12 protein-coding genes are annotated in these 13,546 nt (G+C 44.1%); 2 read left to right on the forward strand and 10 right to left on the reverse strand.

Annotation, left to right across the window (positions count from 1 at the left end):
- Positions 1-85 precede the first annotated feature (85 nt).
- The gene (locus tag EGM68_RS24600; RefSeq protein ID WP_129550202.1) at positions 86-961 is read right to left on the reverse strand and encodes a DNA-binding protein; all 876 of its coding nucleotides are present in this window, start codon (positions 959-961) and stop codon (positions 86-88) included.
- Positions 962-1,406: 445 nt separating this feature from the next.
- On the opposite strand from EGM68_RS24600, the gene hxlA reads away from it, so the two are divergent.
- Positions 1,407-2,042 (forward strand): 3-hexulose-6-phosphate synthase, encoded by a 636-nt coding sequence (hxlA, locus tag EGM68_RS24605; RefSeq protein ID WP_013312540.1) that lies wholly within the window; start codon positions 1,407-1,409, stop codon positions 2,040-2,042.
- A 4-nt stretch (positions 2,043-2,046) separates the two neighbouring features.
- On the forward strand, positions 2,047-2,604 hold the full coding sequence (gene hxlB / locus EGM68_RS24610) for a 6-phospho-3-hexuloisomerase (protein ID WP_058830326.1): 558 nt from the start codon (positions 2,047-2,049) through the stop codon (positions 2,602-2,604).
- Between the two features lie 76 nt (positions 2,605-2,680).
- Here the strand turns inward: hxlB and EGM68_RS24615 are convergent, their stop codons facing one another.
- The 9 genes from EGM68_RS24615 to EGM68_RS24655 form a co-directional block, all read right to left on the reverse strand.
- Positions 2,681-3,397: a glycoside hydrolase family 43 protein gene (locus EGM68_RS24615; RefSeq protein WP_129550203.1), complete on the reverse strand. Its 717-nt coding sequence runs from the start codon at positions 3,395-3,397 to the stop codon at positions 2,681-2,683.
- Positions 3,398-3,445: 48 nt separating this feature from the next.
- Complete coding sequence (locus tag EGM68_RS24620) at positions 3,446-5,569, reverse strand: endo-1,4-beta-xylanase (RefSeq protein ID WP_129550204.1); 2,124 nt, start codon at positions 5,567-5,569, stop codon at positions 3,446-3,448.
- 104 nt (positions 5,570-5,673) lie between these two features.
- On the reverse strand, positions 5,674-6,597 hold the full coding sequence (locus EGM68_RS24625; protein ID WP_013373661.1) for a carbohydrate ABC transporter permease: 924 nt from the start codon (positions 6,595-6,597) through the stop codon (positions 5,674-5,676).
- A 527-nt stretch (positions 6,598-7,124) separates the two neighbouring features.
- A complete protein-coding gene (locus tag EGM68_RS24630) occupies positions 7,125-8,105 on the reverse strand; it encodes an ABC transporter permease (RefSeq protein WP_090737753.1) in 981 nt (326 codons plus the stop codon).
- Positions 8,106-8,119: 14 nt separating this feature from the next.
- Complete coding sequence (locus tag EGM68_RS24635) at positions 8,120-9,787, reverse strand: ABC transporter substrate-binding protein (RefSeq protein WP_013373663.1); 1,668 nt, start codon at positions 9,785-9,787, stop codon at positions 8,120-8,122.
- Between the two features lie 230 nt (positions 9,788-10,017).
- Positions 10,018-10,683, reverse strand: a complete 666-nt coding sequence (locus EGM68_RS24640; RefSeq protein ID WP_013373664.1) for an ABC transporter ATP-binding protein — start codon at positions 10,681-10,683, stop codon at positions 10,018-10,020.
- Between the two features lie 9 nt (positions 10,684-10,692).
- Positions 10,693-11,982 (reverse strand): ABC transporter permease, encoded by a 1,290-nt coding sequence (locus tag EGM68_RS24645; RefSeq protein WP_013373665.1) that lies wholly within the window; start codon positions 11,980-11,982, stop codon positions 10,693-10,695.
- On the reverse strand, positions 11,963-13,021 hold the full coding sequence (locus EGM68_RS24650; RefSeq protein ID WP_013373666.1) for an ABC transporter permease: 1,059 nt from the start codon (positions 13,019-13,021) through the stop codon (positions 11,963-11,965). The genes EGM68_RS24645 and EGM68_RS24650 overlap by 20 nt, the downstream gene beginning before the upstream one ends.
- Before the next feature lie 70 nt (positions 13,022-13,091).
- Positions 13,092-13,499, reverse strand: a complete 408-nt coding sequence (locus EGM68_RS24655) for a hypothetical protein (protein ID WP_013373667.1) — start codon at positions 13,497-13,499, stop codon at positions 13,092-13,094.
- Positions 13,500-13,546: the final 47 nt, after the last annotated feature.

Here is a 13,546-nt window from a genome sequence, read left to right on the forward strand (position 1 = left end):
TCAAGCAGTATAAGAAAAAACACCATGATTCGAAGGATACACGGGGTCTAACTGTCCCAATGTATTTCCTACCGGAAGAGCAACACTAAGAAACGCTAAGACCATAGTTATCGAGCTTAATGCCTTTTTCATTATGAAGCCCCCTTAATAAAATGGTTTGGTATTGCTCTTGCTGCGACAGGGTTGCCAAATCTCGATAAGTCTCGAACAGTGCAACCAGTGTCCTAAAATCAGTATTGGCTTCTACACCAATAGAGAATTGCAGAGAAACAAGGATATAATTCAAGGCAACGATGTACTGTTTCTTTTTCAACTGGTAAATAGCTAATTGGTTGACCAGTTTTAAATAATATACGCGGTTGGCTCTATCTTCATAACCTTCAAATATCTCAATATCATCGGCAAACTCGTTCAGCAGGTCGTCAATGTCCCAATTGTTCAAGTTAGCTGCTTCAGCAATACCAACCAATCCCGGGAGTAGCTCCTCGTCATTGTCGTGAAGAAACTGAACATATTCTGGTAAAAGTTCCTTCTTCCCCGAAAGTAAATCAATCGTATATAAATTGGCCTTGGCGAGAAAACGGAATCTCTCTACTTCTTCGTGACCGCTTTGATCCAGCCCCATAAACCAACCCATTTCGCTATACTTCATAATATAATCTCTGGCTTCCTCATACTGGCCCATATTCTGATAATAAATCGATTTCGCTAGATAGCTGTAAGCATAATAAAACACCAGCGGGTATTTGGCGTTCAATGTCTCGTACTTGCCGTCTGCAGCATTTCTCAGTTGGGTGTGATACAGGCTTTCAGCCAACGAATGCAGATAATCCGCAACCTTGTTCGCTTCATCCCAATCATTACACGTATAGCTGATTCTAAACAACTCGCAAGCTTTATCGAGCGCGTGGCTGTCCGACAACAAATAAATAGCTTCCCTTTGGTTCAGGACCTCTTCCACTAAACCCCGCCTCCCTATCCTGAAAATTAAAGTCACCCCTAGCCTAGTGGCTATTCTTCAGGGTAGTTATGCTGTTAGACTCCCTTTTTTTGCATACCAGTATATTACAAATATAGTCAAAACCTAACTTGAAGTCAATTCAATTATCGGTACATTCATACTTTTGCAACCTGACATGGATGTGTATATTTTACTGGTTACGAATAGATGATTTTCATTATCGAAATAATGCTAAAGAAGACAAAATATTGGCTCTCATATGGGTGGTTTTCATGGTCTATAGTATCGTCAGGGTAACTACGTTACGAATTAGTGCGTACTTTTCAACCGAATACCGGGGCCTTACAATCAAACCTGTGCATGAAAACAAAGTATAAGTACGACTCAACAAAGCATGTACCTATTCACCAAAATACAAATTCACTTAAGGAGTGAAGTTAATAACATGGAACTTCAATTGGCTTTAGACTTGGTAGATATCCCGCAAGGTATCGCATTGGTAAAAGAAGTAGAATCGTATATTGATATCGTAGAAATCGGTACGCCGATTGTCATCAATGAAGGACTTCATGCTGTAAAAGCAATGAAAGAAGCATTTCCCAATCTAAAAGTACTGGCTGACCTGAAAGTTATGGACGCAGGGGGCTATGAAGTGCTAAAAGCTTCCGAGGCTGGTGCAGATATCGTGACGATTTTGGCTGTAGCTGAAGATGCAACGATCAAAGGTGCTGTAGAAGAAGCTAAGAAACAAGGCGGCAAAAAAATCCTGGTGGACATGATCGGTGTTAAAAACCTGGAGCAACGTGCAAAAGAAATCGACGCTTTAGGCGTTGACTACATCTGTGTGCATACAGGCTACGATCTGCAAGCGGAAGGTCAAAGTCCGTTCGAAGCACTGCAAACCGTCAAAAAAGTCGTAAAAAACTCCAAAACAGCCGTAGCTGGCGGCATCAAGCTGAGTACATTGGCTGAAGTGGTAAAAGCTCAACCGGATCTGGTTATCGTAGGCGGCGGTATCACTGGCGAAGACGACAAAAAGGCTGTAGCTTCGCAAATGCAGCAGCTCATCAAACAAGGTTAATCCAATGGAAACCTCTCAATATTTATCTGAGGTCATCAAGGAACTGCAATTCGTTCCACAGCTAATCAGCGATACCGAATCAGAACAGTTGATCCACTCCATCGCTGCTGCGAATAAGGTATTCGTAGCAGGAGCGGGGCGCTCAGGGTTCATGATTCGCTCGCTGGCCATGCGGTTGATGCATATGGGGGTTCAAGCTTACGTAGTTGGGGAAACCGTAACCCCTGGCTTGAGCGAGGGAGATCTGCTGATTATCGGTTCAGGCTCTGGTGAAACCAAAAGCTTAGTCTCCATGGCAGACAAAGCGAAGAAACTCGGGGCCTCACTGGCGCTGCTTACCACTTCCCCCGAGTCCACCATCGGCAAACTGGCCGATATCATCGTCAAGCTGCCCGGCGCACCCAAGGACCCGTCCAACAAGGATTACCAGACCATTCAGCCCATGGGCTCACTGTTTGAGCAAACCCTGCTGCTGTATGGAGATGCGTTAGTGCTCAGCACGATGGAACTACGCAAGCTGACCTCTGAATCCATGTATGGTCAACACGCCAACTTGGAATAAAACTGCTTGTTCCTTTGCGATAACAAAGCAGGCTGCTTACATGTCCGAGCATGTAAGCAGCCTGCTTTTTTTTGTATTAAATGAGGTGATTCTCTTGTCTGCACAAGTTTGGATATTCATTCTGAAGCATGGGCTCTTTCATCCGTTCAAATGGACCATACGGGCTATTGGCCCGATACACGAGCGTACGATGATCACGCCCCGTGCCGCCACAGGCGCACAGCAGGTAATAACGACTGCCGATGTGATACAGATGCGGCCCTTCGGTCCATACGCCGCCATCTCCATGAGCAATAGCCACAGGCTCGGTCAATGCCTGGCCTGTAGCAATATCCAGTTCGTACTGAATAATATGCGACTCGGCATCTGCCCCGGATTGTACGGTAACATACACTTTCCCGTCGTCATCAAATAGCAGGGACGGATCTATATTTCCGTAAGGAATACGGATCGGATCAGACCAAGGTCCCACAGGGTTCACAGACGTAATATAAAAATTGTCTATCCCCATCACATCTGTCGTAATCAGGTAGAATACACCCTGATGATAGCGCAATGTGGGCGCATATATACCTTCTGAGCTCTTCCGTGTGGACAAATCAATCTGACTGCGCCGATTTAATGCATGCCCGATCTGCCGCCAATCGGTCAGGTTTCGGCTATGAAAAATCGGCAACCCCGGCATGTATTCAAATGAGCTTGTCGCCATGTAATAATCCTCTCCGACACGTATCACGCTCGGATCAGGATAAAATCCGGGGGCAACCGGATTCGTATAGCGCAAGGTAGCCATAGCTTCAGCTCTCCTTTTGAACAGCTCTACTCCTCTGTCTCAAATCATTTATTCGTTACTCCCTGCTGGTAGCGGCGGCACTTTGGATGGATCCACCAGCGCCCAATATGCATATTTGGCCTTTAACCGTTCATCGAACAGCAGCGGCTTATCCAACCGGGCAATCGGGAACGTACTGAGCCACGTATTGCCATCATCTGTCCCCCAAATGGTCACATTGCTGATATGGTCCTGCTGTCGTGTAAACATATCGAACAGCGCCTGATAACGATGAGCCTGCCGAATCAGCATGGCTTCAGGGATCGTTTCGTAGCGATCCGTATCATTAGAGTAAAGGCCCATATCCAGCTCCGTGATCTGATTATCCAGCCCAAGTGAAGCAAACTTTTCGATGGATTGCTCAATTTCGGCTATGGCAGGAAACTCCAAGCGGATATGCGATTGGTGACCTATGCCGTCAATAGGTACGCCTTTGGCAAGCAAATCACGCACCAGATTGTACAGAAAATCGCGTTTCTTCGGTTCATGGGTATTGTAATCGTTAATGAACAATCGCGCGTTCGGCCCTGCCACTTCCCTCGTGACACGGAACGCTTTTTCAATATAATCGGTTCCTGTAATCTGATACCACTTGCTGCGGCGCATGCCGTCCGGCTGATCAGGATCAATGACCTCATTTACCACATCCCAATCGGTAATGACATTTTTATACCGGGCCGCAACGGCGCGAATATGCGTCTCCAGGCGGTCCAGCAAAAGCTTTTTATTCTCAGCAGTCGGCGTCATCGGCTGTCCATTTTTGTCCTTAAACATCCAATCTCCAGTCTGGTTATGCCACACCAACGTATGGAAACGAATTCCCAATCCGTGCTGTCTGGCAAATTGCACAATTTGGTCTGCTTCCTCCCAATGAAACTGCCCCTCAGATGGTTGCAAGGAGACAGGCTTCATCGCATTCCCTGCAACGACGCTGTTAAAATGCTTCTGTACTAGTTCTCCGTAAGCCCCTTCGGTCTGGAAAGCCTCAATCGCTGTGCCGATGCTGAACTGTCCCTGATATAATCCATGCAAAGCAGGTATGTCCTTTTCAATCGCCAGCGGCGGCACCAGCGACAATTCGAAATCATCCATATAAAAGGAAGACGTCCCTTCTGGCGATTCCAGGTACATAGAAACGGTATCTGCATCATGTGCGAGCGTATACGTACCAGACAAATGCACCCATCCCCCTGTCGTGACAGCCGTATCGCCTACAACCGTTTCATATGCACTTTGGCCTTGGTAATCACGCTGTGCACTGAGCCTCACCTTAGCAGGCTGCTCACCCGGAGCCAGCTTCACCCAGGCACTGACCGTATATCGGTTGCCTTTTTGCATTGTGGCAGTCACGTCCAGCTTGGGTCCGGCATATGCCTTTTGTCTGCCCGTTGTCAGCAGACTGTATGAGCCGGTCCGTGCATCGGCATTCGAGACCTGCACGGTCTCGTCTCCCAAGCGGGATACCCATCCTTGGGCTGTACCGTCTTCGAATCCGGATACGATCCCACTTGTAGGATTTGTTGGTGTTACTGAAACCTGCCTGATTTCCACCTCATCCACATAGTAAGCCTGAGCAGAATTCGAGTTCTCCACATACAGCTTCAATGCATTCATCTCCCCGGTAAAAGTATATCTCCCCTGGAGTTTGATCCACGATGTATCTGTTGTCTCCGTCTGAGCTAGGGTCTTCCATGCTGTAGTCCCGCCTGTCGGCTGCTGCTCCATCGTAAACTTAAGCACGCTTGGAATTGCAGCATTGCCGTCCAGTTTCACATATCCGCTAATTTCATACTCCACATCCGGCAGCAACAGTGGCTTCACATCTAACTCTGCTCCATTCCAAGCCGCCGTACGAGCGGTTGCCTTCAGACTGTGCGTACCGCCATATGCCGCTTCCGTGACGGATGCAATTTGGGTATAAGCTCCCCGTGGCTTCCAGCCGTCACTGTTTCCTTGCTCAAATCCATACGCTCCAATGATCTTCCCTACCGATAGCACCGTGTTCGAAACCGACGGAGAATGTTCCACAGATGGAGCTGCTCTCGCTACAGATATTCCCCACCATCCGATAGGCGATAACAACAGCACTCCAGCCAGCACCAGACAAAAAGGCGTATACCAACCTGACCGCAAAGCAATCCCTCCTGCACTCAAATTTTTGAATTCGTATTTGGCACCCTTGGATTTCAGTTACTTGCGGATTAAAAGTGGCTCCTAGAATAAATGTAAAATATCTACTATCCTTTCACGCCTCCCAAGGTCATACCCTTCACAAAGTATTTTTGTAAAAACGGATAGACTAAAATAATAGGAACTGAGGCGACAATCGTCATCGTGGCACGAATAGAGGTAGGCGTAACCGCCTTCGCCAGATTTTCTGACCCTGAAAACTGGCTGGCATAATCCTGAGCGTTAACGGACGTATTGGAATTTTGCAAAATTTTCATCAGCTCATATTGGAGTGTGCTCCACTGCTCATACGACGAATTGTACAAAAATACATCGAACCATGAATTCCATTGCGAGACCGCCGTGAACAACGACACCGTTGCCAGCACCGGCACACACAGTGGCAAAACGATACGCATAAAAGTAGCAAACTCCCCAGCACCGTCAATACGCGCCGACTCCAAAATCCCCTCTGGCAAGCCCTCAATAAAGGAGCGAATGACTATGACATTAAACACCCCGATTAACCCCGGTACGATGTACACCCAAAAGGTTCCCAGCATCCCAAGCTCACGAATTAAGAGAAAATTGGGGATCAAGCCACCGCTAAAATACATCGTCAAAATAAAGGCAATCGAAACAAATTTGCGCAGCACATATTCCGGCCGGCTGATCGTATACGCCACCATCGCGCAGCAAAACACCGAGGTCACTGTACCCGCGACCGTACGTAATACAGAAATCAACGTAGCATGGAAAATCGTCGCTTCCTTGAATACAAATTCATAATTACTCCACGTGAATTCACGCGGCCACAAATAAATTCCACCCCGAATGGAGTCATTCGCTTCATTTAATGAAACCGCCAACGTATTTAAAAATGGATACAGCGTGAACACCATTAGGCACAGCATAAACACAACATTGCACGCATCAAAAATCCGATCCGAGGGCGCCCGAAATCGCCCATGTACGGCCTTCCCTTTGCCCATGACTTCCTCTCCTTTCTAAAACATCGCCTAGCCCAGCACTTAAATCCGATTGATTATTCTTATCTTGTTGGTGCTGTTGCTTGGAACAGTCATTTTGAGTGTTTATATCAGTGGCAATTGGAGTGAATTATGTGGATTATTATTAGTAATATAAGAAGTCATATTTTAGCTGTTTGATGGGGTCTTGTTGAGGTCCGCGAAGCGGCCTGTTAAAAATCCACAGACTTGCACCTGTAGTATGCATAAGCACGCACTCCTGCTATCGCCTCGAATAGCCCATTCCCAAAGACATCCTCTAATGGCGATAGCGAAGCTGAGCCAACCATCATGACGCAGTTATTACAAGGAGGCGCGAGTCACGCGCCTTTCTTAAGCTCTTCCCTGCCACTACCCTCAGTTCTTAAAAAAAGTGACTTTACGGCGGGTAGTAGCGGAGCGGGCGGAATTGTTCTGAAGAAGCGGAGCGTTCGGAAGAACAATCTGCACGCGAAGCGACAACGAGCCCTCCCCAGAAACTCACTCTTTTTTTAGAACAACCTCTCCTCCCCTAACCGCTTCGCAATATAATTGGCGCTAAACAACAGTATGAAGCTAACCACCGTTTTGAACATTCCGGCAGCAATGGAAAGCGAAAAGTTCCCCATCTGGATACCATATTTCAGTACGAAAATATCCAAATTTTCCGAGTAATCCACGTTCATGCCGTTGCCCAGTAAATATTGAGGTTCAAAGCCTGATTCGAGCAGGTTGCCAATGTTCATAATGAGCAGGATGATAAATACAGGCTTTAATCCTGGTAATGTCACATGCCAAATCCGCTGAAACCGTCCTGCTCCGTCTATCTCGGCCGCTTCATACTGCGAGGGATCAATCATGGTCATCGCGGCCAAATAAATGATGGTATTCCAGCCGACATTTTTCCATACCTCCGACGCACCGAGAATACCCCAAAAGTAGCTTCCCTCACCTAACCACAGAATAGGTTCCTTAATCAGCCCAAGCCACATCAGCACCTCATTGATGATACCGCCGTCCGCAGACAGTGCAGTACTAATGATGCTGGCCGCGACCACCCAAGAAATAAAGTGTGGCAAATAGCTGATCGTCTGAACCACCCGTTTAAATACGAGCTGGCGAAGCTCATTCAGCAAAATCGCCAATGCTATAGCGGTGACAAAGCCCAGCACCAGGTTAATAAAGCTCATCGCCAGCGTATTGCGCATCACCCGCAGAAAGTGTTCATCCTGAAACAGAAAACGGAAATGCTTCAACCCGACCCAATGCTGGTCAAGCAGCTTGCGGGCAGGCTTAAAATCCTGGAAAGCAATCGTCCAGCCCCACAGAGGTAAATATTTAAAAATAAACAGCCAGATTAAAAAAGGGACGGACATCCATACGAGTGCACGCTGCTGGTTCAGCTTGTGTATAAATCCCCTAAAGCCGGTTCGCCGTGAGGACGGCAAACGACCCGAGGAGGTCGTAACAGGTGGCGGTGACGTGTAGCTCATAGCTGCTTCCTCCTTTATTTTTTCCCGACCGTCTTGACTTTTTTGGCAACCTCCTTCGTGATCAGTTCCTCAAAAGCCTTCACATCCAGCTTGTTAAACTCGGTGGTGTATTCATTCCAAATGGCATCAAACTGTGCCGGTGCAGACAGCACCAAGCGCGGGAAATATTTGCGCTGCAGGTCTCCTTTTTTTTGCTGAAAGATCTGCGCTGGTGAGCCTTGGGCAACCTGAATGCTCCAGGCTGGGAACCATGGACGTTCGTCAGGTGCGGAAAACATCTGCGAGAAGGACTCTACACCGTTTGCTTTTAGCAGCTTTTTATCACCTTCGGTATACGACATACGCGCAACCTCAGGCTGCCGTCCGGGGCTAGCCGAGTTGCCGTCGGGCAAGGAAGAACCGTTACCGTATCGCGGCCAGCTGTATTCAAAATATTTGAACCCAAATGAGTCACGGAACGCATCCTCACCCGTCTTTTTAATTTGCTCCTTGGTCCGATAAAAGCGCCCATTTTTATCTACATCATAGGTTTCACCTTTGATCCCCCAGTTGGATAACACTTGGTTTTCGTCGGTCAGCAGATTGTTGAAAAATTTGATAATACGTACCGGGTCCTTGGCACTGACTGTAATTCCAATGCCTCGGTTATTAACAAATGACGACGGATCAAGATACTGATCCTTTATATTCCGGTCGTATACAACAGGCAGCCCTACATATTCCAGATCATCATTACCCGATCGCTTGGAAGCCTCCTGCAGGTTATTTAGAGCCTGCCCTGCCTGCCAGCGGTAATCGAAAAAGCCCAGCACCTTGCCCGAGGTCAGCTTCGCCAAATATTGATCGTAATTGTCCACAAAGGACGATTTATCGAACAGGCCCTCTGCGTTAAGCTGATTTAGCTCTTTCAGGTACCGTTTAGTGATGTCCTTATCTCCATAATCCGTCGCCTGGTGTGTTTTCATATCAATAATTGTGCCGCCATCGTTGGGATAGCCTGCCAGATGCATCGGCGCATTCGTAAGCGCATAAAACCTATCCTGCGTGGTTAGCGCCAAGTACCCGGTTAATCCCTCGTCTGCATGCTTTTTCGTATAGTTCCGAATCAGAGCCAAGTACTCATCTAACGTTTTTATTTTTGGATATCCCGCCTCCTTCAACACTCTGCGCTGTATCCAAAAAGCTCCCTGCTCTATGTTAGGAGCAGACAAATAATCGCCGACCACCGCGCTAAACGGCAGGAAATAGATATTCCCATCCTCCGCTTTCATCAGGTTGTAGTAGGGTCCGTATACACGCTTGATATTTGGTCCATATTTGTCGATCAAATCATTCAGGGGAATGAAAGCCCCGGCATCCAGCAGTTTATCAATCGTCCCATCCGGTACAATTACGTCCGGATAATCGTTGCTTGCAATAAACGTGCCAATCTTCGTATTCGAATCCCCTACCAAATGCTCCAGCTTCCAGTTCACGCCGGTCTGATCTTCCAAAACTTTTCCGATCCGCGTTTCATTGGTATTAATGTCTCTTCCCGCCGTGGCATTAAAATACGTGAACGTGACCTTCTCCTTGCTATCTCCCGACGCAGGCTCCTTATCCGAGCTCCCTGAGCAAGCAGTGATCATAGATGCCATCATAACCATTACCAGACTGATGATTCCGAACCTTTTGCTTGTCATGCCAGACCTTCCCCTTTCGGCCTCTTTTGTCGATTGTGTGTGAATATCATGCGCACGCCCCTTGAACAACGAGAATCCCGCGCACCCTAAATTGTAAGCACTTTCATTTTATAAAATGCCGTTCAGTTTGTTCACCTGTCAATCTAAAGGTGTTACTTAGAAAACTATAGGTGAAGGTCCTTCAAAGCAAATGGACGCCAATCCAGCATCGGCGTCCATGACAAAACAAATTAGTAATAACGTATTTTCCCTTCTTTGATATAAATCGTTTCATCACATGCATCTGCGACTTGCTGGTCATGTGTTACGACTACAATAGTTTTCCCCTGTATATTTAAATCCTTGAAAATACCCAAAATATTCTGTTCAGAGTGTTCGTCAAGGGAACCTGTCGGTTCGTCAGCCAGTATAATTTCTGGTTCTTGAACAAGAGCTCTTGCTATCGCCACCCGCTGCATTTCACCACCAGACAACATATCAACAGAATGAAAACCTAACTTTTCTAACTCTAATGCTTCTAAAACATCTTCCACCATATGACTTATCTTTGCTTTAGGGTATTTACTATATTTTAGGGGTAAAGCCACATTATCGAACACATTTTTGGTATCAATCAGAGCATAATTTTGTAAAATAAATCCTATTTTTTCTCTTCTGAAATCTGCTAATTGATTTAGAGTTTTAGTAGTCAGATCTTCTTGCTCATACATGTAAGTCCCACTGTCCGGTTTGTCTAATCCAGCAATTATATTTAGCAAAGTGGATTTTCCTGAACCGCTCCTACCCATAATTGCTGTCATAGAGCCCCTTTTAATACTCAAATCCACACCCTTTAATACTTCCAAAACCCTCTCCCCCACCTTAAAAGCTTTGTGAAGATTATTTATTGTAATCATTAAAACCAATCACTCCATTCGTTTTAAAAACATACTAACCTGCAACTTCCTCGTCTTGTAGTAAAGTAGAAGTGTAGACAACGCGAATATAATTAGCATACTCAGCAATATCGTGATGAAGTAACTACCCATTTTAAAGTTAATAAGATAAGTATACAGAAATAGACTAATTAAACCTGGAACTATCACCAAAAATGCTATCTCTGCAATAAAATAGAAAAGTATATTCATTATCGTTGCTCCAGAGATCAAGTGAATAGATAAGTTTTTCATATTTTTTTCTAATTTAGTTACCATTAAAATCGAAATGCTGAGAATACACACCACAAATATAGTTATAGTTATAACACTGAGTACCATGATATTCTCGTGTAGCGCTGAAAAAATAAAATTTAATGGTGGGCTGTTTGCTCCAAGAACTTGGGTATCATAAAAACCAGTCTTTTTTTGGGCTTCTTCTACCTTGCTCCTTACAAAGTACTCGGTTTCCGAACTCCAAATGTCCCCATTTATCATTTGGAGATAGTGTTTCTGTTGAAAGTTAAAGTCTTCCTTAGTATCTGGGACACTTGTAAACTGTTGTGCGGGCATAATAATATACCGATCAAGATATATTTCCGGGTTATTAGCATTAAAAACAAGTGAATCCTTTTTAACAAACCCTTTTACATAAAACTCAAAATCTTTTAACAAATATTTCCCTTTTAAAATATCTCCTACTTTATATAGTTGCTTATATTCTGCTCCTAGGAGTACAGGAATGCTTGTATGACCCACATGATTAAAATCATGTGCGGTCAAGTTCTCCCCCTCATCTGTTTCAATGGAAAACTGATCTAGTCCTTGTTTATTAATTTGTAAAGCTTTTATAGAAACATAAGGGCCTTTGTTATTGATAGTAAAGACATTCGGTTCAAATCCTTGTTCATAATCCTGTGAAAATTTTGCCTTGTCCGCTCCTTCAAAATGAATGAGGTCAACAGGCTGCGTAAAAATGTAGATATACTTCTCACCTATATGTTTCTCTACATAATTATAAAAATTTTTAATTTTGGTTAAGAACATCGGTTGATTCATAAGTTCTTTTAATTCATCACTATTCGTTAGAGTGTCTGATAACTGGAAACTGTCTTGTGCCCCTAAGGCTGCTGTTTTACTTGATTTCGTAACTAAATGATTAAAATTCAAAAATAAAACAGTAACTAAAAAAAACAAAATAGTAATTTGAAGGAGAATAAATATCGTTGTACTTTTGTTCTTTTGTACGCTTTCTAAAACTTCACTGTATACCATTCTCATTTAAACTTAAGTCCTTTCCTGATCTACCTATCCTTTTGACAGTAACGGATATGGAAAGATAAGAAGATAAGAGAATTAATACGTAGCCTATAAGCAGATATTGTACGTACAGTTCAATATTTTCTATTGAAGCCCCAGCGATCAAAAATAAGAAAAGGCTTATTGTACACATAAGCAAATAAGACAGGGAGACGGCTACATAATATCGTTTGGAAAATTTCACTATCGCTTTCTCTGACTTAATTCCCATAATCCATAACCAAGTTATTTCAGTTTTCTTTTTATCGTACCAATTCATAGTAAATATAACACTGGAGCAAACCAACAACAGAAATACAGTAATTATGATCGTATTACGATATATGTCTATGCCCACATATCTCTGTGCTCCAGCATCACCGCGGTCAAATACATTCACCTTAGCGCTTAAGTTTTCAAAAATTAAATATCCATTTTTGATAACAGAGGACACTGCGGGAGAATTTAGTACATAGATATTATTTAGGTGAGTTTGTTGACCAAGGGCATCCAAGTTTAGTAGCACCGTTGTATCCAGAGTTGATGGATAGGCCGCCCCCATAGAACCTATGACTTCAAATTTTTTTCCTTGGAACAGATAATACCGTCTCCCGTCAAGAGACGTAAGTGCTGATTCAGCAATATGTTGTCCAATTACAGCATACCTATGATCACTATAAAAATCGTCCTCATTAAAAAATCTCCCTGCAACAATTGGTGGCTTATATGTATCCTCTTTATAATAAAGAGCTCGCACATTCATTTCCCCAGTTTCAAGCTCCTTGAATATGGTAAATGGGTACGTAGTTCGGAGCTTACGCCAGTCCAATTCGTGAGCAGAATTTTGATCTACCATAAAGAATAAACTATTTTCTTGGTAAAGACCTCTGGACAAGGAGTCTAATTCTTTTTGTTGTACCATGTAATAACTCACAGAGATCATAATCATACTCAATAAAAAATACAGTACGAATATTGGTATTAGTCCATTTCCGGAAATTTCCTTCAGCTTACTTTTCATTTCAAATACCTCTCGTAATAAAAGGTGAAATTGTTAAAGAAATAACAATCTCACCTTCTTTAATTTTTAATTATTCTTGGCTACCGCCGTAAAAAGTTCTCGCTACAAGAATAGCTTCACCATAACCAGTGACAGCCCTGGTACGATCCCACCCCCATTGTCTGTCGCTATCAAGACGTACACTTCCTGCCCAAGTTAATTGTGCTCTGGAATAGTGGTATTCACCCTCCCACTTTGTTATAGCAACTGCTCTTTCTAAATCTGAATTTCCTGGCTTAGCTTCCGTATAACCTTGGTGATCTGGAACACTTTTCGCAGCACGTAAGGAAAGCTCTTGACGAGAATTATTATTAGAAAAATTACCCTTCCCTTCAATCCAACCTCCTTCAATGGTACTAGAAGCATAAGCAGAGGCGGAAATTGAACCAATAATAGCAACAACCGCTAAGGACTTAATTAACTTTTTAGTAAACTTCATACTCTTCCTCCAATAAAAAATTAGTTATATTTGAAAGCTGGCCAGCT

It is taken from the genome of Paenibacillus sp. M-152, from assembly GCF_003856555.1.
GTDB classification, from domain to species: domain Bacteria; phylum Bacillota; class Bacilli; order Paenibacillales; family Paenibacillaceae; genus Paenibacillus; species Paenibacillus polymyxa_C.

Excerpts from the sequence above, each read along its gene's own strand:
- hxlA (WP_013312540.1), top strand. The coding sequence starts at position 1,407 with ATGGAACTTCAATTGGCTTTAGACTTGGTAGATATCCCGCAAGGTATC.
- EGM68_RS24640 (WP_013373664.1), bottom strand. The coding sequence starts at position 10,683 with ATGATTACAATAAATAATCTTCACAAAGCTTTTAAGGTGGGGGAGAGG.
- EGM68_RS24630 (WP_090737753.1), bottom strand. The coding sequence starts at position 8,105 with ATGAGCTACACGTCACCGCCACCTGTTACGACCTCCTCGGGTCGTTTG.
- EGM68_RS24625 (WP_013373661.1), bottom strand. The coding sequence starts at position 6,597 with ATGGGCAAAGGGAAGGCCGTACATGGGCGATTTCGGGCGCCCTCGGAT.
- EGM68_RS24645 (WP_013373665.1), bottom strand. The coding sequence starts at position 11,982 with ATGAGAATGGTATACAGTGAAGTTTTAGAAAGCGTACAAAAGAACAAA.
- hxlB (WP_058830326.1), top strand. The coding sequence starts at position 2,047 with ATGGAAACCTCTCAATATTTATCTGAGGTCATCAAGGAACTGCAATTC.
- EGM68_RS24650 (WP_013373666.1), bottom strand. The coding sequence starts at position 13,021 with ATGAAAAGTAAGCTGAAGGAAATTTCCGGAAATGGACTAATACCAATA.
- EGM68_RS24635 (WP_013373663.1), bottom strand. The coding sequence starts at position 9,787 with ATGACAAGCAAAAGGTTCGGAATCATCAGTCTGGTAATGGTTATGATG.
- EGM68_RS24655 (WP_013373667.1), bottom strand. The coding sequence starts at position 13,499 with ATGAAGTTTACTAAAAAGTTAATTAAGTCCTTAGCGGTTGTTGCTATT.
- EGM68_RS24615 (WP_129550203.1), bottom strand. The coding sequence starts at position 3,397 with ATGGCTACCTTGCGCTATACGAATCCGGTTGCCCCCGGATTTTATCCT.